The sequence below is a fragment of the Janibacter limosus genome (genome assembly GCF_004295485.1).
GTDB lineage: Bacteria > Actinomycetota > Actinomycetes > Actinomycetales > Dermatophilaceae > Janibacter > Janibacter limosus_A.
On record NZ_CP036164.1, the window covers coordinates 1,456,325 to 1,478,361 of the forward strand.

General features: G+C 68.8%; 25 protein-coding genes and 1 pseudogene. 14 read left to right on the forward strand and 12 right to left on the reverse strand.

Annotation, left to right across the window (positions count from 1 at the left end; genetic code table 11):
• Nucleotides 1-343 precede the first annotated feature (343 nt).
• A complete protein-coding gene (locus EXU32_RS17645) occupies nucleotides 344-682 on the forward strand; it encodes a hypothetical protein (protein WP_207233884.1) in 339 nt (112 codons plus the stop codon).
• A gap of 23 nt (nucleotides 683-705) precedes the next feature.
• Here the strand turns inward: EXU32_RS17645 and EXU32_RS06990 are convergent, their stop codons facing one another.
• The gene (locus EXU32_RS06990; protein ID WP_130629249.1) at nucleotides 706-1,350 is read right to left on the reverse strand and encodes a transcriptional regulator; all 645 of its coding nucleotides are present in this window, start codon (nucleotides 1,348-1,350) and stop codon (nucleotides 706-708) included.
• A 57-nt stretch (nucleotides 1,351-1,407) separates the two neighbouring features.
• Here EXU32_RS06990 and EXU32_RS06995 point away from each other — a divergent pair, with 57 nt between their 5' ends.
• A complete protein-coding gene (locus tag EXU32_RS06995) occupies nucleotides 1,408-3,765 on the forward strand; it encodes an ATP-binding cassette domain-containing protein (protein ID WP_130629250.1) in 2,358 nt (785 codons plus the stop codon).
• On the opposite strand, the gene EXU32_RS07000 is transcribed toward EXU32_RS06995, so the two are convergent.
• The 4 genes from EXU32_RS07000 to EXU32_RS07015 all read right to left on the reverse strand — a co-directional run bounded on the left by EXU32_RS07000 (nucleotide 3,728) and on the right by EXU32_RS07015 (nucleotide 8,296).
• Complete coding sequence (locus EXU32_RS07000; protein WP_130629251.1) at nucleotides 3,728-4,597, reverse strand: SDR family oxidoreductase; 870 nt, start codon at nucleotides 4,595-4,597, stop codon at nucleotides 3,728-3,730. The genes EXU32_RS06995 and EXU32_RS07000 overlap by 38 nt on opposite strands.
• Nucleotides 4,594-5,727, reverse strand: coding sequence for a hypothetical protein (locus EXU32_RS07005; protein ID WP_130629252.1), 1,134 nt, complete (start codon nucleotides 5,725-5,727; stop codon nucleotides 4,594-4,596). The genes EXU32_RS07000 and EXU32_RS07005 overlap by 4 nt, the downstream gene beginning before the upstream one ends.
• A gap of 75 nt (nucleotides 5,728-5,802) precedes the next feature.
• Nucleotides 5,803-6,855, reverse strand: coding sequence for an AraC family transcriptional regulator (locus EXU32_RS07010; RefSeq protein WP_130629253.1), 1,053 nt, complete (start codon nucleotides 6,853-6,855; stop codon nucleotides 5,803-5,805).
• A gap of 25 nt (nucleotides 6,856-6,880) precedes the next feature.
• The gene (locus tag EXU32_RS07015; RefSeq protein ID WP_165399602.1) at nucleotides 6,881-8,296 is read right to left on the reverse strand and encodes an FAD-binding oxidoreductase; all 1,416 of its coding nucleotides are present in this window, start codon (nucleotides 8,294-8,296) and stop codon (nucleotides 6,881-6,883) included.
• Between the two features lie 173 nt (nucleotides 8,297-8,469).
• On the opposite strand from EXU32_RS07015, the gene EXU32_RS07020 reads away from it, so the two are divergent.
• Nucleotides 8,470-8,802: a single-stranded DNA-binding protein gene (locus EXU32_RS07020; protein ID WP_130629255.1), complete on the forward strand. Its 333-nt coding sequence runs from the start codon at nucleotides 8,470-8,472 to the stop codon at nucleotides 8,800-8,802.
• Here EXU32_RS07020 and dapA read toward each other — a convergent pair whose 3' ends face one another.
• Complete coding sequence (gene dapA / locus EXU32_RS07025; protein WP_242612915.1) at nucleotides 8,803-9,660, reverse strand: 4-hydroxy-tetrahydrodipicolinate synthase; 858 nt, start codon at nucleotides 9,658-9,660, stop codon at nucleotides 8,803-8,805. It abuts the gene before it with no gap.
• Nucleotides 9,661-9,798: 138 nt separating this feature from the next.
• Here dapA and EXU32_RS07030 point away from each other — a divergent pair, with 138 nt between their 5' ends.
• Complete coding sequence (locus EXU32_RS07030; RefSeq protein ID WP_130629257.1) at nucleotides 9,799-10,719, forward strand: LysR family transcriptional regulator; 921 nt, start codon at nucleotides 9,799-9,801, stop codon at nucleotides 10,717-10,719.
• Nucleotides 10,720-10,854: 135 nt separating this feature from the next.
• Here the strand turns inward: EXU32_RS07030 and EXU32_RS07035 are convergent, their stop codons facing one another.
• Nucleotides 10,855-11,973 (reverse strand): cytochrome P450, encoded by a 1,119-nt coding sequence (locus EXU32_RS07035; protein ID WP_165399603.1) that lies wholly within the window; start codon nucleotides 11,971-11,973, stop codon nucleotides 10,855-10,857.
• A 141-nt stretch (nucleotides 11,974-12,114) separates the two neighbouring features.
• Between EXU32_RS07035 and EXU32_RS07040 the strand changes: the two genes are divergently transcribed.
• The 5 genes from EXU32_RS07040 (at nucleotide 12,115) to EXU32_RS07060 (ending at nucleotide 14,994) form a co-directional block, all read left to right on the forward strand.
• Nucleotides 12,115-12,633 carry a putative immunity protein gene (locus EXU32_RS07040; RefSeq protein WP_130629259.1) on the forward strand — a complete coding sequence of 173 codons (519 nt, stop codon included), beginning with the start codon at nucleotides 12,115-12,117 and terminating at the stop codon, nucleotides 12,631-12,633.
• Between the two features lie 55 nt (nucleotides 12,634-12,688).
• On the forward strand, nucleotides 12,689-13,561 hold the full coding sequence (locus EXU32_RS07045; RefSeq protein ID WP_130629260.1) for a GNAT family N-acetyltransferase: 873 nt from the start codon (nucleotides 12,689-12,691) through the stop codon (nucleotides 13,559-13,561).
• A gap of 52 nt (nucleotides 13,562-13,613) precedes the next feature.
• On the forward strand, nucleotides 13,614-13,850 hold the full coding sequence (locus EXU32_RS07050; RefSeq protein ID WP_130629261.1) for a FitA-like ribbon-helix-helix domain-containing protein: 237 nt from the start codon (nucleotides 13,614-13,616) through the stop codon (nucleotides 13,848-13,850).
• Between the two features lie 160 nt (nucleotides 13,851-14,010).
• Nucleotides 14,011-14,406, forward strand: a complete 396-nt coding sequence (locus EXU32_RS07055) for a VOC family protein (protein ID WP_068258880.1) — start codon at nucleotides 14,011-14,013, stop codon at nucleotides 14,404-14,406.
• Between the two features lie 21 nt (nucleotides 14,407-14,427).
• Nucleotides 14,428-14,994: a 2'-5' RNA ligase family protein gene (locus EXU32_RS07060; RefSeq protein ID WP_130629262.1), complete on the forward strand. Its 567-nt coding sequence runs from the start codon at nucleotides 14,428-14,430 to the stop codon at nucleotides 14,992-14,994.
• 6 nt (nucleotides 14,995-15,000) lie between these two features.
• On the opposite strand, the gene EXU32_RS07065 is transcribed toward EXU32_RS07060, so the two are convergent.
• Both EXU32_RS07065 and EXU32_RS07075 read right to left on the reverse strand, forming a co-directional pair.
• The gene (locus tag EXU32_RS07065) at nucleotides 15,001-15,468 is read right to left on the reverse strand and encodes a phage tail protein (protein ID WP_130629263.1); all 468 of its coding nucleotides are present in this window, start codon (nucleotides 15,466-15,468) and stop codon (nucleotides 15,001-15,003) included.
• A 710-nt stretch (nucleotides 15,469-16,178) separates the two neighbouring features.
• Entirely contained in the window at nucleotides 16,179-16,487 is a 309-nt protein-coding gene (locus tag EXU32_RS07075) for an AbrB/MazE/SpoVT family DNA-binding domain-containing protein (protein WP_130629265.1), read from the reverse strand.
• A 261-nt stretch (nucleotides 16,488-16,748) separates the two neighbouring features.
• Here EXU32_RS07075 and EXU32_RS07080 point away from each other — a divergent pair, with 261 nt between their 5' ends.
• Together EXU32_RS07080 and EXU32_RS07085 are read left to right on the forward strand one after the other, a co-directional pair.
• Nucleotides 16,749-17,651, forward strand: coding sequence for an inositol monophosphatase family protein (locus EXU32_RS07080; RefSeq protein ID WP_130629266.1), 903 nt, complete (start codon nucleotides 16,749-16,751; stop codon nucleotides 17,649-17,651).
• A gap of 13 nt (nucleotides 17,652-17,664) precedes the next feature.
• Entirely contained in the window at nucleotides 17,665-18,225 is a 561-nt protein-coding gene (locus EXU32_RS07085; RefSeq protein WP_130629267.1) for a pyridoxamine 5'-phosphate oxidase family protein, read from the forward strand.
• Between the two features lie 57 nt (nucleotides 18,226-18,282).
• Here the strand turns inward: EXU32_RS07085 and EXU32_RS07090 are convergent, their stop codons facing one another.
• The 3 genes from EXU32_RS07090 to EXU32_RS07100 are packed head-to-tail and all read right to left on the reverse strand — an operon-like array spanning nucleotide 18,283 to nucleotide 20,566.
• A complete protein-coding gene (locus EXU32_RS07090; RefSeq protein WP_130629268.1) occupies nucleotides 18,283-19,011 on the reverse strand; it encodes a class I SAM-dependent methyltransferase in 729 nt (242 codons plus the stop codon).
• 58 nt (nucleotides 19,012-19,069) lie between these two features.
• Nucleotides 19,070-20,113, reverse strand: coding sequence for an FUSC family protein (locus EXU32_RS07095; RefSeq protein ID WP_130629269.1), 1,044 nt, complete (start codon nucleotides 20,111-20,113; stop codon nucleotides 19,070-19,072).
• Between the two features lie 36 nt (nucleotides 20,114-20,149).
• Nucleotides 20,150-20,566: a ChaB family protein gene (locus EXU32_RS07100; protein ID WP_207233885.1), complete on the reverse strand. Its 417-nt coding sequence runs from the start codon at nucleotides 20,564-20,566 to the stop codon at nucleotides 20,150-20,152.
• Nucleotides 20,567-20,711: 145 nt separating this feature from the next.
• Between EXU32_RS07100 and EXU32_RS07105 the strand changes: the two are divergent.
• The 3 genes and pseudogenes from EXU32_RS07105 to arfB all read left to right on the forward strand — a co-directional run.
• Nucleotides 20,712-21,281, forward strand: a pseudogene (locus EXU32_RS07105) (ketopantoate reductase family protein); the annotation flags it as partial.
• Between the two features lie 115 nt (nucleotides 21,282-21,396).
• Nucleotides 21,397-21,564, forward strand: coding sequence for a ketopantoate reductase C-terminal domain-containing protein (locus EXU32_RS17670; protein WP_130629271.1), 168 nt, complete (start codon nucleotides 21,397-21,399; stop codon nucleotides 21,562-21,564).
• Entirely contained in the window at nucleotides 21,561-22,007 is a 447-nt protein-coding gene (gene arfB / locus EXU32_RS07115) for an alternative ribosome rescue aminoacyl-tRNA hydrolase ArfB (RefSeq protein ID WP_130629272.1), read from the forward strand. Before EXU32_RS17670 ends, arfB begins: the two co-directional genes overlap by 4 nt.
• Nucleotides 22,008-22,037: the final 30 nt, after the last annotated feature.

Genomic DNA, 22,037 nt, shown 5'->3' on the forward strand with positions numbered 1-22,037 from the left:
GCGTCCTGCGTCGCGCTCGGTGCGGTCGAGCTGTGCCAGGCGGCTGACCGGCGGTGTGGTGTGGATGTGCTGCCCCGGGGCGTCATTTTGCCGACTGTCTGGGCAGCGCAGGGGGTCTGTCTGCTTGCTCCGTCCGTGACTCATGAGGTGAATCAGATTCGTCCCGTGAGTCACGGACGGAGGGAGCCGACACCTCGGCCCTCGTCCACCCGATGCTCGCCCGGATCGTTGCTGGGGCTGGGTGCTCGTCAGTGACGTCAAAGGGAACTGCCACCTGACCGGGCACCAACCGACGAAGGGGAGGGACGCCCACCTCGATGACGGAGCGCCCTCTCGGGGCCAGGTGTCGCGCGGCATTGCGGAAGCACTCGACCTGCTCCTCCTGCGTGCGCAGCTGGTCGACCATCGAAGCAGCTGGTCGACCATCGGAGCGGACAGCTCGATCCCGGTCACGGGGACCCCCTTCGCCCTGAGCGGGACACCGATCCGGCCGGTCCCGATCGCCAGCTCCAGCGCCGCCCCACCGTCGGCCAGCCGGGCCAACATCTCGACGGTGGGGCCGACGACCTCCGGGGCGAAGACTCCCTCCTCGCCGTCGTATCGCGCGGTCTGCTCGGTCGTCCACACGTCGCTGCTCGTCATGCCTCCAGCAGACCAGCATCGCCTGGGCGATGACCAGTGAATTGTTGGTCGCCGATCTCGGGCTCACCCGGTCGGGTCGTCGCTCCCGCGCTCGATACCGAGTGTCGCCAGCAGGTCCTCGTGCAGCTGGATCCAGCAGATGTTGAGCGACGGCACGTCGGGGGAGTCGACCCAGGAGTTCGATCCGCGCTCGGCCTTGTGCAGTGCCCTGTCGAGGCGGGGCTGGTGCAGGTCGAAGCGCTGCAGGACCCTGGTCAGTCGGTCGAGGACGGGTCGCAGGTCCTCGACCAACCCACCGAGGCGGCGCATCACTGCGTCGTCGTGTGCCGCGTCGCGGTGGTCGTTGGGTGCGAGCGGGTCCGTCGCCGTGGGCCGCAGCTGCCACTGCGTCATGACCGTGCCGATCCTGCGGTTGAGCGGGAGGAAGGCGGCGTGCGCTTCTTCGACGACGGCCCGACCACCGACAGAGTCCAGCTCGAGGGAGAGGGCGGACTCTCCCTTCGCCCGGCCGAGCTCAGTGAGGTGCCATGTCGTGCTCCCGCCGAAGGCGGACCGGCCCACCTGCCCCAGCGCTCGCGCGTCCTCGAGGGCCTCCTCGACGACCTCCGCGGGCAGGGACCTCAGGCTCGAGACCTGACCGGTGCTCGCGTGACCGAGCACGCGCAGCGTGTGGGGGACGAGGAGGTCGGGCCCGGAGTGGTGGGACATGTCACCAGTATCTGCTTGGATCGTCAGGTCCCTCCCGACCACCCCACAGGAGCGCCGATGCCGCACGATGCCGACAGCCACGACCTCATCCGCGTGCAGGGAGCGAGGGAGAACAACCTCAAGGACATCAGCGTCGACCTGCCCAAGCGGCGCCTGACGGTCTTCACCGGGGTGTCCGGGTCGGGCAAGAGCTCGCTCGTCTTCGGCACGATCGCCGCGGAGTCACGCCGGCTCATCGACGAGACGTACAGCGCCTTCCTGCAGGGCTTCATGCCCTCGCTCGCCCGGCCGGAGGTCGACCACCTCGAGGGCCTGACCACGGCGATCATCGTCGACCAGGAGCGCATGGGAGCCAACCCGCGCTCGACGGTCGGCACCGCGACCGACGCCAACGCGATGCTGCGCATCCTCTTCTCCCGCCTCGGCCAGCCGCACGTCGGACCACCGACCGTCTACTCCTTCAACGTCCCCACCCGCAAGGCCAGCGGATCGATGACGACCGACAAGGGCACCCACACGGAGCGCAAGACCGTCAAGCAGCAGGTCTACCTCGGCGGCATGTGCCCGCGCTGCGAGGGCATGGGGCAGGTCAGCGACATCGATCTCACCGCGCTCTACGACGAGACGAAGTCGCTGCGCGATGGCGCACTCACCGTCCCCGGATACTCGATGGACGGCTGGTACGGACGCCTCTTCGAGGGCATGGGCCTGCCGATGGACAAGCCGATCGCGAAGTTCACCGACAAGCAGCGCGAGACGATGCTCTACAGCGAGCCGACGCGGATCAAGGTCGAGGGTGTCAACCTCACCTTCGAGGGGATCATCCCCAAGATCCAGAAGTCGATGCTCTCCAAGGACCCCGAGGCGATGCAGCCGCACGTGCGCCGCTTCGTCGAGCGGGCCGTGACCTTCCAGATCTGCCCCGAGTGCGAGGGCACGCGACTGACGCCCGAGGCCCGCTCGTCGAAGATCCGGGGCAAGAGCATCGCGGACCTGTGCGGCATGCAGATCAACGACCTCGCCGCGTGGGTGCGCACGCTCGACGAGCCCGGCTTCGAGCCGCTACTGAAGGGGCTGCAGCACCTGCTCGACTCCTTCACCGAGATCGGTCTGGGCTACCTCTCGCTGGACCGGCCGGCAGGGACCCTGTCCGGGGGAGAGGCGCAGCGGGCCAAGATGATCCGCCACCTCGGGTCCTCGCTCACCGATGTCACCTATGTCTTCGACGAGCCGACGATCGGGCTGCACCCGCACGACATCGCCCGGATGAACGACCTGCTCCTGCGGCTGCGCGACAAGGGCAACACCGTCCTCGTGGTCGAGCACAAGCCGGAGACCATCGCCATCGCCGATCATGCCGTCGACCTCGGTCCGCTGGCGGGGTCGAAGGGGGGCGAGATCGTCTTCGAGGGCACCGTCGAGGAGCTGCGTGCGAGCGACACACTCACGGGTCGCCACCTCGACCACCGGGCGGCACTCAAGGACGAGGTCCGCACTGCGACTGGCGCGCTCGAGATCCGCGGCGCCGACATCCACAACCTCAAGGACGTCGACGTCGACATCCCGCTCGGCGTGCTCGCGGTCGTGACGGGTGTGGCCGGCTCCGGCAAGAGCTCGCTCGTCCACGGGGGCCTCGACCACCGCGACGAGGTCGTGGTCGTCGACCAGGCGGCGATCAAGGGCTCCCGTCGCAGCAACCCCGCGACCTACACCGGTCTGCTCGAGCCGGTCCGCAAGGCCTTCGCGAAGGCCAACGGCGTCAAGCCCGCGCTCTTCAGCTCGAACTCCGAGGGCGCCTGCCCGACGTGCAACGGTGCGGGGGTGATCTTCACCGAGCTCGGGGTCATGGCGACGGTCGAGTCGCCCTGCGAGGACTGCGAGGGCCGCCGCTTCCAGGACGCGGTCCTCGAGTACGAGCTCGCCGGCAACAACATCGCCGACGTCCTCGAGATGTCGATGACCGATGCACGGGACTTCTTCGCCAAGGACGGCCCGGCACCACTGCCCGCCGCGCACAAGATCCTGGACCGCCTCGTCGACGTCGGTCTGGGCTACCTCACGCTCGGGCAGCCGCTCACGGCACTGTCCGGCGGTGAGCGCCAGCGCCTCAAGCTCGCCGTGCACATGGGGGACAAGGGAGAGGTCTACGTCCTCGACGAGCCGACCACCGGTCTGCACCTGGCCGATGTCGACAACCTGCTCGGCCTCCTCGACCGTCTCGTCGACTCCGGCAAGTCAGTCATCGTCATCGAGCACCACCAGGCCGTCATGGCCCACGCCGACTGGATCATCGATCTCGGGCCCGGGGCGGGCTACGAGGGCGGCGAGGTGGTCTTCGAGGGCACGCCCGCCGACCTCGTGACCAAGGGAGCCACCCTCACCGCCCAGCACCTCGCCGACTACGTCGGGGGCTGACAGCTCGCTTCTTGAGCATCTTCTTCTGCGTCCTCCGGCCCTGGGCGGTCACGAGAGGGAGCGCGGCCATGCTCACGGACGGGAAGGCGTCACCCAGCCGGCAGACCGCGCCACGCCAGCCGGGGACAGCGGTGACCAGACGCGGGTTGTCGAGCACCTTGGCGACGGCCCCCACGACGTCCTCCGGCTGCAGCAGCTTGCCGGAGAAGGACAGGGCGGCCCCGGGGTCGTCGAGCTTGTCGTGCAACATCGGCGTCCAGATCCCGTCGGGGCAGATGCAGGAGATGTCGATGTCCTTGACCTTGGCCGCCCGCAAGTCAGCGACGGCGCTCAGGCTGAACCCCATGACGGCGTGCTTGGAGGCCGCGTACGCACTCTCGCCCGGCACCGCCGAGAGGCCGGCGAGCGAGGCGATGTTGACGATGTGGCCGCCACCGGAGGATCGCATGGCGTCCACGGCTGCGAGCGTGCCGTTCATGGTGCCGAGCGCGTTGACCTCGAGGGTCAGTCGTCGCTGCTGCTCGTCGTGCTCCCAGACGGGTCCGGTGAAGAGGACACCGGCGTTGTTGACCCAGACGTCGAGGCGACCGGCCCACTCCACGACGCGGTCCCGGGCGGCGAGCACGGCGGCCTCGTCACGGACGTCGACCACCATGGCCTGCGCGCGCTCGCCGAGCTCGGCGGCTGCCATCTCGGCGGCGTCCCCGTCGACGTCGGTGACCAGGACCTGGTACTGGCGCTTCACGAGCAGCTCGGCGATCTGCCGGCCGAGGCCACGACCTGCCCCGGTGACGACGGCGCCCGCAGGCCAACGGTGCTCCGGCGCGCTCATCGACGGCCGCCTGTGATCGTGCCGTAGTCGATGCCGCCGTGGTTGTAGGTGGGCACGACGGGCCAGAAGCGCTTCCAGGGGGCGAGCTCGCTGGAGGGGAGGATCTGCAGCCAGCGGGGGTCGTCCTTGCACGGGTCGGCCAAGGTCTTCTCCTTGATCATCGAGTCGTACTGGTCGAGCGAGTCCTCAAGGGTATTGCCGTTGGGGCAGATCTCGCGGCCGTACTGCTGGTGATAGAGCTTCACGCCCGGGATCTTGGACAGCTCCGGCTGCCAGTTGTCCAGGGCGATGCCGTTCTCGGAGGAGACCCACACGCCGTCAGGGGTGTTGACGACGAGCGAGTGGTTGCCGTCGGTGTGTCCGGGCGTCCACAGCAGCGCGACGCCGGGACCCAGCTCGATGTCGCCCTCGAAGGTCGCGAACTTCGAGCGGTCGACGCCCTCGAGGCTGCCCTCGACGTACCAGGCCCACTGCATCGGGTGCAGCGACTCCAGGGTGGCGAGCTCGCGGGAGTTCACCAGCATCTTGGCGTCGCCGAAGATCGGCTGGCGCGGAGCGCGCTCGCCGGGGATGGTCGCGGAGGACCCCAGGATCATCCGCGGGTCCTGCACGTGCAGGTGGTCGAAGGCGCAGTAGTCGATGTCCTGCGCCGTCAACCCGAGCTGGCGCAGCACGTCGTCGGGCTCGTTGTAGTAGTTGACGATGAACTTCTCGGCCCGGTTGGCGCCGGGGATCTTGTTGGTCAGCTTCTGCAGCTTGCTGAAGAAGGGAGCCTGCGCCGAGCCCTCGGGCACGGTCGGCTCGAAGACGAGCGTGCGGGCGTTCCCGTCCCAGTCGTCGTACTGGACGACCACCATGCGGTTGATGATCGGGATGAGCGGCATGTGCGGCCCGATGACCGCGGTGTTGAAGCCGTACTTGACCGGGTAGGGGGCCGAGGCGATGTCGACCGACTTCACGGCCTTGACCTGGCCCTCGGCCTTGAACCGCGCCTTGTAGGCGAGCGCCGCCTCACGCACAGCAGCGAGCCGGTCTCCGCGCGGCCAGACGTCGTGCACCCCGTCGAACTCGGGGATGGTGCGGGCGCCGATCGTCTCGACGGGCGTGGTGCTCGTGCTGGTCGTCGTCACGTTGAGCCTCCTTGATCTCGGTGAATGGGTTTAACTGGGTCCAGCATCCCTTGCTGACCGCCCCGGCAACTTGACTCAGCGCGACATCGTGGCGGGGATCTCATCGGTGGCTCGCAGCTCGCGAGGTGCTTGGCCGGTCCAGCGCCGGACCGCCCGGCTCAGGGTGCTCTGGGCGGAGAAGCCGACCACGGTCGCGATCTGCGTCAGTCGCAGGTCGGTCGTGGTGATGAGACGAAGGGCGGTGACGCGCCGCACGTCGTCGAGCACGAGCTCGTACGTGGTCCCCTCCGCAGCAAGTGCTCGTTGCAGGGTCCGCGGGTGGGTGTCCATGAGACGAGCGACGTCGTGCAGGGCATGGCCCGTGGTCCCGACGAGCTCGGCCAGGAGGCGTCGCACCCGGACGGAGACCAGCTCGGCCGGGTCGCTGTGGTGGCGGGCGAGGTGGGCGATGGCCAGCCCGCGAATGGCGCTGTCGGACCCCTCGAAGCGCAGGTCCATCGCGTGCCGGTCCATGCGTAGTGCGGCGACCGGGGTGTGGAACCGCACGGCCGTGCCGAAGACCTCGCTGTACCTGTCGATGGGCGACATCGGCGCGTGCGGCAGGTCGATCGACCTCATGCCGATGTCCGTGCCGACGAGAGCCGTGGCGATGCGGAAGAGCAGTCCCATCCCGAGCTCCATCGCCTGCGGGGAGTAGGGCGACTCCTGCAGCTCCTTGCGGTAGGTGATCGCGACGACGCCCCGGACGCCGCTCGGGTCGTCCTCGACTGCGATCCGCAGGGCCGGGCTGTGCACGAAGAGGAAGCGGCTGGCGCACTCCAGGGCGGCGCTGACGGTGGGGGAGGACTCGATGGCGAGCGCCAGCGGGCCGAGGATGCTCAGGTCCTGCGCCCGGGAGAGCCGTAACCCGAAGTCGGTGCAGCCCAGCTCCCTTCCCGCGGCGTCGAGCATGAGGTCGTGGGCCGTGATGGGGATGAGCCCGTCATCGTCGTGCAGGACGCGTGGGTCGAGCCCGAACCGTCGCAGGAGCGTGTCGGGGTCACCGCCCAGGTCACGGACCAAGGGCCCGAACCCTCGCAGGCTGGCAGCCCGGATGACGGAGATGTCGCTGGGGGCCGACCGCTGCATCCGCCCAGTCTGGCGCAGACCCCGGTCAGTGGAGGATCGAGTCCGGGTCGTAGCGACGACGAGCTGCGGCGAGCTGGTCGTAGTTGCCGGCGAAGTACCGCCTGAGCGACTGGCCCGACTCGACGTAGCCGTAGTACCCGCCCCTGCTGTGACTGCTGACGAGGTCGTGCGCGTGGGAGATCCACTCCTCGGCGGGGGCATACCCGCTGGACGATGCGACGCCCACGTACCACTGGACACTCGCGACGTGGTTGCGCCACGGGAAGGCGGTGGCGGCCATCGCCGGTGAGGCCATGGCACCGTCGAGGGGGTCGAGGATCGCCGATGCGGCCAGCCCCCGTGATGCTGCCGATCGCACCGCGCCCTCCACGGCCTGCGCAGCATCCGAGGTCATGGTGCGCACGATGTCCGACCCCGCGGAGAACCGCGTGCGCGGTGTGGTCGACCCGCCCCCCAGGTACCTGATGCCGGCCATGTGCGTCCGTGTGGTCGTGCTCGTGCTCAGCGGGGTGACGCCGACGGCTCGACGCAGGGAGGCCGCGCGGGCCGCCTCGAGCCCGACGGGGGTGACGCCGAAGACGCGCACCGAGATCGACGACCCAGCGGTGTCGACGTGCGCGTTGGCCCAGGTGTCCCGCGGCTGGTCGGCCATCCAGGCGGCCCACTGGCGCAGGACCGTCGCGGTGGAGCTGGCCGGGAAGGAGACGTTGAAGAAGCCCATCGAGGTGGCGGGGATGGTGCGGTAGGTGAAGTCGGTGACCATCGCGGCTCCGGACCCGCCGCCACGCAGCGCCCAGAAGAGGTCGGGGTCGTGGCTGGCGTCGACCTTGCGGATGACGCCGCGCCCGTCGACGACGGTGGCGGACACCAGTCGGTCGATGGTCAGGCCGTACCGACGGCTGTCGACTCCCAGTCCTCCGACCAGGGTCAGTCCGGACGAGCCCACGGTCGGGCAGGTCCCCGTCGGGATGGACCGCCCGTACTGGGAGATGGTGTCGTGCACCGAGTACAGATTTGCTCCGGCCTGCACCGTCACCTGGTAGCGGTCGGTCGGGAAGTAGACCTTCGCGTAGGACCGGGTGTCGATGACCAGCGTGCCCGTTAGCCTCGACGCCCCGACGTACGAGTGGCCGCCGGAGCGGCCGGTGATCGTCAGGCCGTGGTCTCGGGCGAAGGTGACGCAGGTGGAGATGTCCTGCCGGGAGAGGATCCGGGCCAGCGCTGCGGGCCGGCGGGAGTCCCATCTCGGGTCGAAGAGCGGGACCCGGCTCTCGTACCGCGTCGATCCCGGGAGCGACGCGCTTCCGGCGAGGGTGCGGTCGAGGTCGGCCCAGTCCCCGGGGCTGGGGCCGGTGACCGTGGGTGCGGCGAAGGCACTGCTGGCGGCGGCCAGGGGCAGCGCTGCCCCTGCGCCGATGACGGTTCGGCGGGAGATGTCCATGTGGAGGCAGACGTCTGCAGGCTGCACATGGTTGGGACCGTGATCCAGTCGTGGCCTCCCTTCGTGTCCACACCCTCGGGACGCTGCCGCCCGCCACCCACAGACCGGAGCCGCACCCTGCCCGGCCTCCTTGTCGCGGACAGTCTGGGACCACGACGACGAAGGGGGACGACGTGGCTGACACGACCACGGATGAGCGGGTGCACGAGACCAACCAGGTCGAGATCACCGGGCGGGTGAGCGGCGACCCGACCGTGCGCGAGATGCCCAGCGGCGACGAGCTGGTGACGCTGCGCGTGGTCGTGAGCAGGGGAGAGGGGCAGCCGGTCGACACCATCGACTGCGCCTGCTGGAGCGCCGGTGCACGGCGCGCCGCGCTCCGCCTGGTCGACGGCACGCGGGTGCGGGTCGAAGGGAGCCTGCGTCGCCGCTTCTTCCGCACGCCCGGTGGGGCCGCCAGCCGCTACGAGGTCGAGGTCGCGCGGCTGGTGCGGGACCGTCGATGATCAGGGGCCACCGGCACCGATGGCGTCGACGGATCCAGGACGCTGGCGCGTGAGCGCCTCGACACACAGGGCACCGGACTCCATGAGCGGGAGCCGCACCGCTGGGTGCTCGATCACTCCCGCCGAGACGAGGGCAGCCTTGGCCGTGCACGCGGCCGGGCCGGGCTGCATCAAGGCATGGGTGAGGGGCGCAAGGGCATGGGCGATGCCTCTCGCCTCGTCGAGGTGGCCTGCAGCGACTGCCTGGATGAGTGCCGACGTCCCGCCGGGATCGACGTTGGCGGTCACGCTCACCAGGCCGATCGCGCCCGACGCGAGATAGGGCAGGTTGAGTTGGTCGATGCCGCAGTAGTACGCCAGCCCCGTTGAACCCATGACCTCCATGGCCTCCCACAGATCGCCCTTCGCATCCTTGACCGCGAGGATCTGCGGGTGCGAACTGAGTCGAGTGAGTGTGCTGACGGTCATCGCGGTGCCGGTGCGCGAGGGCACGTCGTACAGCATGACGGGCAGGTCGGTTGCATCTGTGATCGCCCGACAGTGAGCGATGATCCCCTCCTGTGATGGCCTGGAGTAGTACGGGGTGACGACGAGCAGCCCGTCCGCGCCGGCGTCCTCCACCTCTGCGGCAGCGATGACGGACGTGGAAGTCACGTTCGTGCCGACTCCCGCGATGACGCGAGCGGCTCCCATCGTCCGTGCCTTGACGTGGCGTACCAGCTCCACTGTCTCAGCCAGGGTCAGCGTGGGCGCCTCACCGGTCGTTCCAGCGACCACGATGCCGTCGCATCCGCCATCGACGAGGTGATCGACGAGCCGGCTGACGTCCTGCCAGCTCACGTCACCTGCTGAGGTCATCGGAGTGACCATTGCGGCGAGGTGAGTCCCCAGTGAGTGGGCGGCGTCGTTCGTGGGTGAGGTCATGGGTCAACGGTGGGGCACGCGACCACATCGGTCCAGCGATCCTTTGTGGAGTGGACTCAGTAGCATCTCTGCATGATCGATCTGTCAGCCCTGCGCTCCCTCCAGCTGGTGGCGACGACCGGAACCCTTGCCAGGGCCGCCGGTGAGCTGGGCTACACAGCGTCAGCGGTGTCGCAGCAGATCAAGCGGCTCGAGCGGCAAGTGGGTGCACCCCTTCTCGCACCCGCCGGCAGGGGCGTGATCCTCACTCCCGCCGGCCGCGCACTTGTCGAGGCTTCCGGCGGAGTCTTCGCCGCAGTGGAGGCGGCACAGACGTCGGCGCGCTCCGTCGCCGAGGGAGTGCCGAGCGGCGTCCTGCGAGTCGTGGCCTTCTCCACCGCGATCCGCGGGCTCATCGCACCCCTGATCCCGTCGCTCAGGGCAGCTCACCCCGGGCTGAGCCTGCGGATCAGCGAGCTTGATCCACCTCAGGCGCTCGCGGCACTGGATACCGGGACCGCTGACGTGGCCTTGACCCATGACGCCGACGGCGTCCCCACCTCGGCTCCGGCGTCTGTGCGGCAGCACGTCGTCCATGTCGACATCGGTGACGTGGCGGTCCACAGAAGTCATCCTCTCGCCGGTATCCGCGCACCCATCAGCCCTGGGATGCTCGTCGACCACGCGTGGGTGACGAGCCCTCACGGGACCGTGTGCCATCAGTGGTTCCGGCGAGTGTTCGCGCGTATCGACCACGAACCGACCGTGTGGCACGTCGCAGACGACTTCGCCACCCAGTTGGCTCTGGTGGCTGCGGAAGGAGTCATCGCCCTCGTGCCGCGACTGGCGCGTCCGGTCCTTCCCGACGACGTCGTCGTCCGCGAGGTCATCGCACCCCCGACCCGTGAGATCCGTGCCGCGTGGCGCGTCAGCTCTTCGGCCAGCCCGTCTGTCCAGGCGCTCGTGGGCGCGCTGCGGCCTGCCGAGCGCGCGTTGGGCCTAGCCAAGAGCTGACTCCGCCTCTCGTGGCATGCGAGTCCGGGTCGAAGGGAGTGTCGCCGCTGCTTCTGCACAGCCGCCAGCGCCGACCGCCATCAGGTCGATGGATGCCCGACTTGTGCAGTTCGGCGGTGACGCAGCCTCCAACGCTCAGGCCGACGGACGCGCCGGGATGCGGGAGGCATCGAAGCGCAGTGGACCTCTGCGGTGCGGTAGATCGGCCAGTTCTCGCACGAGGACGTGAAGGACCTCCACGACGGCCGGCTCGCCGGGGCACCGGTGACCGCGCTCGACGTTGCCGCCACCCTGTGGCACGAACTCGTAGGGTGCCGGCTCATAGCCAAGGAACCGCTCGGGTCGGAACGACCACGGGTGGTCCCACCGGGCGGGGTCATGGTTGGTCGCCACGACGTGCAGGAGCACCCGCTGGCCCCTGCGGACGTGGTGGCCGTGCCAGGAGAGGTCCTCGCGAGCCCGGGCGGCAAGCATCGGGACAAAGGGGTAGTGGCGACGGATCTCGTGGCCGAAGGCGCGGCACGACAGCGCGTCCCCGCCCGACCCCACACGCTCCACCCAGTCGGGACGTGTCCGCAGGGCCAAGGGCACGAAGGCACCGAAGTACGCCACCGCAACCTGCGGTCGGATCAGGTTGAGCAGCTCGACGGCCGCCACCTCGACCGGCAGGAGGCAACCCTGATCATCGACGGCCGAGGCGACGACGTTCACCGGAGCCGAGCCATCGACTCCGCGACGCGCGGCTCGCACCGCGTCCGCCGCCCACGCCTCGCACCGTCGACGGGCCAGCCGGCCCCTCAGGTACCGAGCCGGGCTGCCCAGCCCTTCCACGATGGCCGTCAGGTCACGGCTGCGACGGATGGCGTCGACATCACCCAGACCAGCCCATCGCAGAGCCGCCACGCCGAGCACCTCGGACAAGCTGCCGAAGAGTTGCTCCGGAACCTGCTCGCCGTCCCGGTCTATCCGCTCCCGCCACGACCGGACGACCTGCTCCCGGACCGCCACCACACCGGCATCGTCCAGCGACTGCAGGTGGATCGCCTTGCGGTGCCGGTGGGCCGAACCGTCCAGGCCGTGGATGGTGCCGACGCCGAAGATCTCGTCCGACAACGGCGCAGGGACAGCTCCCTGCCTGCTCATGAGCTCCGTGTCGTAGAACAACCGTGCACCCTCGTCCCCGGCCACGAGCAGCGCGGGACGACCGAGGACCCGCACCCTGCGCGCCGCAGGACGTTCGGAGCTCTCAGCCATGAGGGGTTCGGTCAAGTACCCACGGGTGAGCAGCTGCCACGAGATCTCGGGCGTCATCTGCTGTGCCTACCCCCCACCACGAACCCAAAACGCGGGGCTCGTGCTTCCGCAGCAGTTGCCGGTGAACCTAGTGTGGCGAGCATGATCCTGCCCACGCTCCGGGACACACGGCTCGTCACCATCCGGCGCGGCGGGACGCTCACCGACACCGACCACCAGCTGCTGGCGCGGTGGGCCGCCGACTGCGCCGAGCACGTGCTCGCGCTCTTCGAGCAGGACCGACCGGACGACGCTCGCCCTCGGGAGGCCGTTGCCGCCACGCGAGCATGGGCCGCAGGTGGGCTGCCGATGATGCAGGCGCGGGCCGTTGGTGGGCACGCCATGGGAGCCGCCCGGGACCTGACCGGGCCAGCACGCTTCGCTGCCTACGCAGCCGGTCAGGCAGCCTGCGTCGGCCACGTCGCCGAGCACGATCTCGGCGCTGCCGCGTATGCCATCAAGGCCGCCGTCGCAGCCGCCCCGCACGGCGCAGGGGAGTCCGTCCGCCGCGACGAGAACGCCTGGCAGCGGGCCAAGCTGCCCGAGGCCGTGCGAGACTTGGTCCTCGAGGACCAGCGCCGACGCAACGACATCTGCTGGTCCGTCTTCGACGTCACCTGACCGACCCTCTCGAAAATGGGTGGCGACGATCACGCGCCACTGCTGGACTCGCTGCATGAGCATCCTCCTGCGCACCCCCTCGGCCGGCGAGCTCGCCGCGATCACCGAAGAGGTGGGGGAATGGCACACCGACTCAACCCCCTTCCAGCTGCACCCCGGCGACATCGGGTGGTTCGGTTGGCGTGGGGACGAGGTGACCGCCGCGGCCCTGCGGACCTGGTGGCGTGACGGGCGGCTGGTCGCAGCTGGGCTGCTCGACGGACCGGGGTTGCTCCGGCTGGCCGTGGCGCCGGCTGCCATGACGGACCCGTACGTGGCCGACGCCGTGGCGAGTGACATCGTCCATGAGGACGGTCGGGCACTACCCGCCGGCGAGGCCGATGTGGAGGCTCCGTCCGGTGCCACCCTCCGGGATGCACTTGTCACCCGCGGCTGGACATCGGGTGACGAGTGGACCCACCTTCGTCGGGATCTCTCGAGGCCGATCACCGTGCCCACCGACCTGCGGATCGAGGCCGTCGACGCGCGAAATGCGCACCTCCGCACGGACGTCCATCGCGCAGCCTTCGTCAGCGAGGCCTTCACCGACGAGCGGTGGCGTTCCGTCGCCGCCACACCCGCCTACCGCAGCGCGCGGTGTCTCGTCGGACTCGTCGGACTCGTCGGGGAAGTGCCGGCCGCCGCGATCACGGTCTGGTCGGCGGGAGAGGGGCGCCCGGGGATCATCGAGCCGATGGGCGTGAACCCGGCACAGCGCGGGCACGGCCACGGAGTCGCCATCACCCTGGCCGGTGCTGCTGCCCTCCGGGAAATGGGGTGCTCCAGCGCGCGGGTCGGGACGCCATCGACCAACACGGCGGCGGTGGCCACCTATGTGGCTGCCGGCTTCGAGGCGTGGGCAACCGTCGACGACCTGCGGCGCGCGTAGAGACACCGCCCACCGGCTCGAGTACCTTGGGTGGCGAAGGGGTGTGATCCAGATGACATTCACCATCCGCAACCTCGACTCCGGTGTCGAGACCCGGCTGACGGAGCTCGCGACCAGCCATGGCCGCACGATGGAGGCCGAGGCAGCCGAGATCCTCACCGCTGCGACCCGAGGGGATGCCCCGGACAGCAGTGCCGTCATGGGGCTCTACGTCTCGGCCCGGCGCGTCGTCTCCAAGGAGGCCCTGGCCCCGCCGACGCAGGTCGACTTCTGCCCTGACGGGTTCTGAGGCCGTCCGTTCTGCGCGTGTGTCGTGAGCACGCGCGTTGTCCGCAGGCCCTTGCGTCCGCTGGGCCCGAGGAGAATGCTTGGCCCACCAGTCGTCGCCGGCGTCCGCCTGCCCGATCCCCTCGCATCACGGACCCGACCTGGTGCTCACGGAGGTCGCCATGCCGTTCCCTGCCCTGACCCACGTCGCCATCACCGTCACGGACCTGGAGGCCAGCACCAGCTGGTACAGCCAGCTCTTCGGCGCCGATCCCGTCCTCGACGAGGACGAGGAGTCGGGCGCCTTCCACCATGCGGTCTTCGCTCTTGGTGGCGGCACTCTCTTCGGGATCCACACCCACACTGGTTCTACCGCCACGGGCTCTTTCGACGAGAAGCAGACCGGGCTGGACCACATCGCCTTCGCGATCGAGCGCAGCGAGCTCGAGACCTGGGTGTCCACGCTCGACCGCCTGGGCATCGCCCACAGCGGGGTCAGGGACGCGTCCTACGGGTCGGGCATCTCCTTCCGTGACCCGGACAACATCGCCCTGGAGCTCTTCGCGCCGCCGGCCTGAGCGAAGGACCATGATGGGCGGATGACTCGACAGGGGAGTGGTCTGCGGACAGCGCTCGTCGTGGAGGTGCCCGAGGTCGAGCCGGCCGTGGGCGACATCCGACGCGATCTGGACCCGATGGCGGGCAGGGGAGTGCCGCCCCACGTGACGGTGCTCTTTCCCTTCGTCCCGCTCGACGAGCTCGATACCACGATCGTGGCCCGGCTCGAGTCAGTCTTCCGGCAGGCAGCACCCTTCGAGCACTGCTTTGTCGGGACCCGATGGTTTGGCGACGACGTCCTGTGGCTCGCCTCCGATGCGGACGTGCAGCTGCGCGGCCTCACCGACCTCGTCGTTGTCGAGTTCCCCGCGTGTCAGCCCTACGGTGGTGAGCACGCAGAGGTCGTGCCGCACCTGACGATCGCGGACCACGCACCACTCGATGCCATGCGCTTCGCAGCGGCCGAGGTGGGCCCACGGCTGCCGATCTGCGTGGTCACCACGTCGATCTCGCTGCTGGCCGAGCGACCGTCGGGCGACTGGACCATGGAGCGGCGCTTCGATCTAGGACGGTGCGCCGCCCAGCCCGTCGACCCGCTCGTCGACTGAAGCGGCTCACGGCCAGTGGTCGCCCTTGATGACGAAATAGGTGCCGCGGATCGTGCCGGCCAGCTTCGACTTCTGGCGGGCCCACTTGAAGGCCGCGAGCTCCTCGGGCGCGTCCATGCCCTCCGAGAGCTTGAAGCCGACAGCACGCTTGCCGCCCTCGGCGAGCGTGTAGAGGACATTGACCGCCAGGCCGGACTCGTAGAAGACGTGCGCCCACCGGATCCTGTCGACCTCGGCCAGGCTGGCCTCGAGGGCGGGGGAGGAGATGACGATGTCACGCTCCTCGCGCAGGATCCGGGTCACCCATTCGACGATCTCCGTGGCCTGTGCTGCGGACTCGACCGTGAAGGCGTGGTCGTACTTGTTCTTGAAGTAGCGAGCCTCGTTGGCGCGCAGACCAGCGAGCGCGTCAGCCACCGGCGAGCTCTCGAGGCCTGAGGTGGAGACATCCTTGAAGTCGACGGTGTGAGCCATGCGGTCAGCATGCTCAGCCCTGCTCGTCGCGGCAACTGCGCTCGTGCGTTATGTCAGGTTGTGTGCTCGTCCGTCTAGTGGAAGCACAAGAGACCTGAACAGGGAGGCGACGCCAGGTCCAGGTCGCGGGACGGGCGGCACCATCCTGCCCGGACACACCTGCGTCGCTGATGCGCGTCATTCACCAGCGGCCTGCGCGTGGAGTGCAATCGTCGGCAACGGCTCTCAGAGGCAACCATGAGTGCGGCCGCAGGGCCCAAGAAGCGCGCCAGACGCACATTTCCTCACATCGCCGATAATCCACATTATGTCATCTTTGTTTTGGGTGGGCCCTCCCCAGACGGCACACGCAACCTGCAACGGATGCGACAAACCATCCCCTACGAGCTGCGTCCACCCGGTTACGGCCTCTTGAAGAGGTCGTGGTCGCCGACGCGACGCCATCGACACCGCACCTCGCCATCGACGGTGATCAATTCACAGGTCGCTCGCCGGTCGGGACTGGAGATTGACCACGTCATCTCCAGTACACCCGGGGCCGATCTCACGGACTTCACTCGCAACGATGCGGGCCACGGAGTCGCTGGATCCTTGTCCCAGGCCTGACAGGCGGGAGCGAACTTGTCCCGGACGACCTTCTTGCAGGCTTCCGCGTGCTCACGCTTCAATCCTTGAAAGTCGTTGTCGAACGCCGGCGTCGTCTCGAACTTTCACTCGCGTCCGAGGTCGTCGAGGTGACTCAGGAAGGCATCTGTGGACTCGTGAATCATCACCCGATCCGCTGCGAGGTGCTCGTCCACCTCGCGCTCGCGCTCTTGCCAACGCTCGGTCCAAAACCACTTCTGGTCTGCCGGAATCGGAAGCGCAGCACGAAGCTCGACCACGCCATCGGCGCGTTCGGTCATCTCGACCTGTGCGCCCGGCTCGTCCAGATGCAGCCGACGCCGAACGTCCGCGGGCAGAGTGATCGTGCCTCGGCGTTGGACACCGCGATACTGGTGGTTGGCTGTTGCACTCATGCGTCAAAACTAGCCGTATTGCTGCCTAGCGGAAATCCCGCAGGGAGGCATGTCGACGCTGGCCTTGCCCACCTTCACTATTCGATTCCGTGCTCTGGGCTCCCCACTCCCCCGGGGTTCCAGCCCTACAAGCCGCGCCACCATGCACCGGGCAAGAGCACCTCTCGCCACGTCCGCACCATGAGGTGACGGAGTCCCTGAGCGAGGAGTGGGAGGTCTTCCCCTTCAGCTGCTCTGAGCCCCCGCCACTACTGTTGGTGCATGAAATTGAGCGACGTCGACGTTGCCATTGCCGCCGCCCGAGCAGGTGCCGACGTGGTAGCTCGCACCTACGGTGACAACCACACACTGTTCTCGAAATCATCAACCGACTTCGCGACCCAGGCCGATATCGACGCCGAGACAGCCATCATCGACGTCCTTGCCGAGCACCGCCCGGACGACACTCGAATCGGAGAGGAACTCGGCAGGGCTGGGAACGATCGCGCCGAACGTCGATGGTTCGTGGACCCCCTCTGCGGGACTTTGAACTTCGCCGCCGGCACACCGCTCGTCGTGGTGAATGTCGCCCTCATGGCTGGCGATACCCACCTCGCTGCCGTGGCCGCCGACCCGATCGCTCAAGAACTCTTTTGGACAGACGGCACAGGTGCCTACTGTCGCCGGAGGGACCAGGACCATGCGCTCACCCCAACGTCGCGCTCTGGCCTCATTGACATCAACTGCGACGGACCATTGGAACAGCCGTTCGTTGGCGGCCAACTCGTCTGTGACCCTCGCCTGCGCGAAACGTACGGCCCACGAGTCATTTCATCCACGCTCGGCGTCGCCTGGGTCGCGGCCGGTCGTCGAGCGGCATACATCTCCGACGGTCAGTTCCGAGACAACCTGCATTTCGCCGCCGGCATCGCACTCTGTCAGGCATCTGGTTGCGTGATGAGCGACCTGGACGGAAATCCACTGCATACAGATCACGGACTGATCATCTCGGCTGATCAAGAAACGCATGACCGGGTCCTCGCCATCGTCCGGCCTCATCTCCGCGCCATTCGCTCAAGGGTGCAATCACGGCCGAATACGCCGGGACGTGATCCGCGAGCTGTCCACGACGGCTGGAGCCGGCTAGACCCCAACGCTGGCGTCCGGCCGCAGTACGGCCTTTGAGAGACTGCCTCCCATGGCCACCCAATACGAGAGCATCACCGAGCCTCTCGCCTCATTCATTTCCGATCAACAGGTCTACTTCGTGGCCACTGCCGCGAGCGATGGACGAGTCAACGTCTCCCCCAAGGGGCTTGACTCCCTTCGCATCCTCACGCCCAACCGAGTGGTGTGGCTCAACGGGACAGGGAGCGGGAACGAGACGGCGGCACATGTCCTCGACTCACACAGGATGACCCTGATGTTCTGCGCCTTCGACGGCCAGCCGCTCATCCTGCGCCTGTACGGCACTGCTCAACTGATCCACCAGGACGACACGCAAGCCTGGGAGGAACTCGTCCAGCACTTCCCCCCGATGCTCGGCGCGCGGAACATCTTCGACGTCCAGATCGACCTCGTCCAGACCTCGTGCGGCTTCGGGGTGCCGCTCTTGGACTTCCGCGAAGAACGGACGCTGATGGACCAATGGGCTGCCAACAAGGGAGCGGCCGGGCTGGAGACGTACCAGCAGGAGCGCAACCGTCACAGCATCGACGGCTTCCCCACTGGTCTGCCGACACCCCAGCGGACCGAGTAGCAGGGGCGCGCACCTCGTCGACAGGGTCCTGGCGCGCCATTGTGAGTGGGAGCGAACCTAAGAGATGGCCTCCAGCACAAAGAAGATGAACCCGAGGAATCGAGTGGGGTCGGACGTGCTCGACGGCAGGAGTTCGGGCGGCGTATCGGGCGACACCGGGGGCTCGCTGATCGCCAAGATCCTCAAGCCCGCAGCGGTGAACGACTCTGACATCGCGCTCAGCGATCGGTACCAGATGGTCAGCGTGGCGGAGACGCCGTCGAAGTCGTATTCCTCCTCGTGCGGCACGGTCGCGAAGTAGTCCACCTCTGGGTACATCACGGGCGGGATGACCGGGTGGTTGACGACCACGACCAGCCGGCCGCCGGGCTTCAGCACTCGGCGCAGCTCCGCCAGCGGCCGCGACCAGTCCTCGAGGTAGTGCAGCACGAGCACGGCCAGCGCGTCATCGAAGGCCTCGTCCTCGTACGGAAGCGGCTGAGTCAGGTCGGCCACCTGCAGATCGGCCTCGTCTCCGAGCCTCGTGCGGGCGAGCCGAATCATCGCGGGGCTCGCGTCGAATCCAGTCACGCTCGCGCCCAGCTCCTCCAGGTCGGCGAGGAGCGGTCCGGAGCCACAGCCAGCGTCCAAGATCCGACGCCCGGCGACGTCACCGAGCAGCTCCAGCACCGCAGGCCTGGCGTACCACCTGTTGAACAGCCCGTTGTCATTCGCCCTCGCGTACGCGTCAGCGAAGGTGTCGTAGTGGTCCGGTTGTTGCTCGGCGCTCGACGTCTCGGAGGTCATGGCTCGGCAGTGTGCCAGTCAAACATCAAGGTGCCGGTCCGCCGGTCGCGGTCCCCTGTCAGCCACTCTTCGCCCCGAGCTCGTGCCGGATCCGTCGCAGGTCCTCCATGAGCGAGCCGATGAGGATCCAGCGCATCCCCTGCGGCGCGCTGACGTCGAGCGGCGCGGTGAGCGCGGGCGCCGTCTCGTCGAGGTCCTCCCCCACCGGGTCGGGCGTCGTCAACCGCAGCAGCCGCCGCATGTCGTGCGCTGCCCTGACCAGTTCCTCCGCGATGCCCACCACCACCGGCTCGCCCCGCACGCCGTCGTCGTAGTGGTCGACATAGGCGCGGGTCATACCGCGTGTCTGGGTGCCGACCTTGGTGATCACCTCGAGCGCGTCACGCACGGCGCCCACGTCGTCGCGGTATCGACGAGCACGCGGGTTGAGGTGCAAGGAGTCTTCCGCGGCCTCGAGAGCCTCGAGCGCCTCGTCCCGCAGCGGGTGCAGGCGCCGCGCGTCGACGAGCAGCAGCAGTCTCCCGGGACGTGTCTTGCGCGTCACGAGCGCGTCCGCCAGCCGCTCGAGGGCCTGGGCCGTCTCCTCCCCCAGGTCCTCCAGTGCTCGACGCGCCGGCTCCAGCGCGACAGGTGGCACGAGCACCAGGTGGATCACGATGCCGATCAGTGCACCGATGATCGTCTCGACGACGCGCACGAAGGCGTAGTCCGGGGTCGACGCCCCGATGGCGAGCACGAGGAGCGCGCTGATCGCGATCTGGTTGGCCGACCCGCTCGTCAGACGTAGCGCCCACGACATCGCCAGAGCCGCCGAGACCGCGATGAGGACCACCCACGAGGCGCCGCCGAAGGCCATCCCGAGACCGGTCGCCAGCAGGACGCCGGCGACCACACCGGCGCTGCGCTCCACCCCCTTCGCCAGGGACTGGTTGAGGCTCGGCTGCACGACGAGCATCGCGGCGATGGCAGCGAAGACCGGAGGTGGACCGTCGGTGATGAGCAGATCGCAGACGACCCAGGCGAGCATCGTCGCGAGGGCCGTCTTGACCATCTGCAGCAAGGGGTCTCGCTTGGAGGCGCGCACGGCGGCGGTCAGTCGCATGGAGCCACCGTAGGCGCAGACGCGGCAGCGACGCGGTCACGTCCTCGAGCGCGCGGTCTCCCTCCGGTTCGCCTTCTTGATGGCGTCGACGAGCTCGTCCTTGTCCATGGTGGAGCGGCCCGGGACGTCGAGGCGTTGCGCGATCTCGTAGAGATGCTTCTTCGACGCCTTGGCGTCGACGCCCTCGGCCGTCTCCTCGTCGGTGTCACGACCGCCGGCCGCCCGGTCGTCGGAGGGTCCCGTGTGGTCCTTGGGCTCCCAGTGGTCGCCGACCTTCTCGTGGGTGTGCTTCAGCGCGGCGAAGGCCGTCTGATGGGCCCGGCGCCCCTCGCCGTACTCCTCGACCGCGGAGTCGTGGGCCTTCGCGAAGGTCTCCTGGGCCGCCTTGCCGGAGCGTTGCAATGTCTCGGGCAGCTCGTCGGTGATGACCTTGTCGCCCTTGGTCATGGGCATGATTCTCTCCCGTCGTCAGGTGCGTCTCACTGCACTACCCACTATGGCCCCACTCACGCCCCGACCGCTCCCCCGGCGATAGCCTGCCGACATGCCTCCACAGATCGAGTCCGTGGCCGTCGTCGGAGCCGGCGCGATGGGTGCCATGTATGCGGCACACCTGGTCGAAGGGGGTCTACGCACCGTCCTCGTCGCCTCGGGTGAACGGGCGCAGCGGTTGCGCACCGAGGGCCTGACGGTCAACGGCCGCCCCTTGGCGGCCGACGTCGCCGACCCTGCCGGTGACGAGCTGCCGCCCGTCGACCTGGCCATCGTGGCCGTCAAGCACCACGACCTCGCGGCTGCACTCGACGACCTCGCTCCCTTCGTCGGGCCGAGCACGACCTACGTCTCGGTGCTCAACGGGCTGGACAGCGAAGAGACCATCGCCGAGCGGTTCGGGGCCGACAGGGTGCTGCTGTGCATCGCACTCGGCATGGCTGCAGGCCGGGAGGGCAACGAGGTCACCTACCTCTCCCCCGGCCGACTCGTCATCGGGACCAGTGCCGGGCTGGCCGACCCCTCGCGCATCGCCACCGTCGGCGCGGCACTCGACCGTGCCGGCCTGGCGTGGGAGGCGCCAGAGGACATGCAGCACGAGATGTGGTGGAAGTTCATGGTCAACACCTGCATCAACCAGGCCTCGGCCGTCCTGCGAGCGCCCTACGCGGACTTCACCGAGCCCGGCCCCGCACGCTCCTTGATGATCGCCCTGCGCGACGAGGTCATCGCGCTCTCCTTCCCCCGCCGGAGTCCCCCTCGACGCGTCCGACGCCGACCGCTGGGACGAGGTGCTGCGTGGCCTGCCGGGCACAGGGCAGACCTCGATGCTGCAGGACGTCCTGGCCGGGCGGCCGACGGAGGTCGACCTCTTCGCCGGTCGGGTCGTCGCGCTCGGTGAGCAGCACGGGATCCCGACGCCGTACAACCAGACGATGGCCTGGGTCCTCAGCCGGTGACCGCTCTGCGCGTGCCGCCGGGCCCCGGTGTCCCCCAAGGCCTCGAGGTCCCGGAGTCGGAGCTCACGGAGCAGTTCAGCCGCTCCAGCGGCCCCGGCGGGCAGGGCGTCAACACGACCGACTCGCGCGTGCAGCTCTCCCTCGACATCGCGACGACCACGGCGCTCACCGACCGGCAGCGCGAGCGAGTCCTCGAGCGCCTCGCCGGGCGACTCGTCGGCACGGTCCTGACCATCGACGCCTCCGAGCACCGGTCACAACGACACAACCGCAGCGCCGCCCGCGAGCGGGTCGCCTCCCTTCTGCGCGAAGCACTCTCGCCCCCTCCCCCGCCACGCCGACCCACCAAGCGCACCCGGGGGTCACAGCGCCGCCGGCTCGAGGCGAAGTCGCAACGCGGTCAGGTCAAGCGGCGCAGGGCACGGCCCTCCGACGACGCCTAGCCAGCCGCTGACCATCCCGTCGACGCGGCG

Coding starts and splice junctions, on each gene's coding strand:
- EXU32_RS07060 (WP_130629262.1), top strand. CDS start 14,428: ATGACTCGACAGGGGAGTGGTCTGCGGACAGCGCTCGTCGTGGAGGTG.
- EXU32_RS06995 (WP_130629250.1), top strand. CDS start 1,408: ATGCCGCACGATGCCGACAGCCACGACCTCATCCGCGTGCAGGGAGCG.
- EXU32_RS07000 (WP_130629251.1), bottom strand. CDS start 4,597: ATGAGCGCGCCGGAGCACCGTTGGCCTGCGGGCGCCGTCGTCACCGGG.
- EXU32_RS07040 (WP_130629259.1), top strand. CDS start 12,115: ATGATCCTGCCCACGCTCCGGGACACACGGCTCGTCACCATCCGGCGC.
- EXU32_RS07050 (WP_130629261.1), top strand. CDS start 13,614: ATGACATTCACCATCCGCAACCTCGACTCCGGTGTCGAGACCCGGCTG.
- EXU32_RS07030 (WP_130629257.1), top strand. CDS start 9,799: ATGATCGATCTGTCAGCCCTGCGCTCCCTCCAGCTGGTGGCGACGACC.
- EXU32_RS07085 (WP_130629267.1), top strand. CDS start 17,665: ATGGCCACCCAATACGAGAGCATCACCGAGCCTCTCGCCTCATTCATT.
- EXU32_RS07100 (WP_207233885.1), bottom strand. CDS start 20,566: ATGCCCATGACCAAGGGCGACAAGGTCATCACCGACGAGCTGCCCGAG.
- EXU32_RS07075 (WP_130629265.1), bottom strand. CDS start 16,487: ATGAGTGCAACAGCCAACCACCAGTATCGCGGTGTCCAACGCCGAGGC.
- EXU32_RS07090 (WP_130629268.1), bottom strand. CDS start 19,011: ATGACCTCCGAGACGTCGAGCGCCGAGCAACAACCGGACCACTACGAC.
- EXU32_RS07065 (WP_130629263.1), bottom strand. CDS start 15,468: ATGGCTCACACCGTCGACTTCAAGGATGTCTCCACCTCAGGCCTCGAG.
- EXU32_RS06990 (WP_130629249.1), bottom strand. CDS start 1,350: ATGTCCCACCACTCCGGGCCCGACCTCCTCGTCCCCCACACGCTGCGC.
- EXU32_RS07045 (WP_130629260.1), top strand. CDS start 12,689: ATGAGCATCCTCCTGCGCACCCCCTCGGCCGGCGAGCTCGCCGCGATC.
- EXU32_RS07010 (WP_130629253.1), bottom strand. CDS start 6,855: ATGCAGCGGTCGGCCCCCAGCGACATCTCCGTCATCCGGGCTGCCAGC.
- EXU32_RS07015 (WP_165399602.1), bottom strand. CDS start 8,296: ATGGACATCTCCCGCCGAACCGTCATCGGCGCAGGGGCAGCGCTGCCC.
- EXU32_RS07035 (WP_165399603.1), bottom strand. CDS start 11,973: ATGGCTGAGAGCTCCGAACGTCCTGCGGCGCGCAGGGTGCGGGTCCTC.
- dapA (WP_242612915.1), bottom strand. CDS start 9,660: ATGACCTCAGCAGGTGACGTGAGCTGGCAGGACGTCAGCCGGCTCGTC.
- EXU32_RS07095 (WP_130629269.1), bottom strand. CDS start 20,113: ATGCGACTGACCGCCGCCGTGCGCGCCTCCAAGCGAGACCCCTTGCTG.
- EXU32_RS07055 (WP_068258880.1), top strand. CDS start 14,011: ATGCCGTTCCCTGCCCTGACCCACGTCGCCATCACCGTCACGGACCTG.
- EXU32_RS07080 (WP_130629266.1), top strand. CDS start 16,749: ATGAAATTGAGCGACGTCGACGTTGCCATTGCCGCCGCCCGAGCAGGT.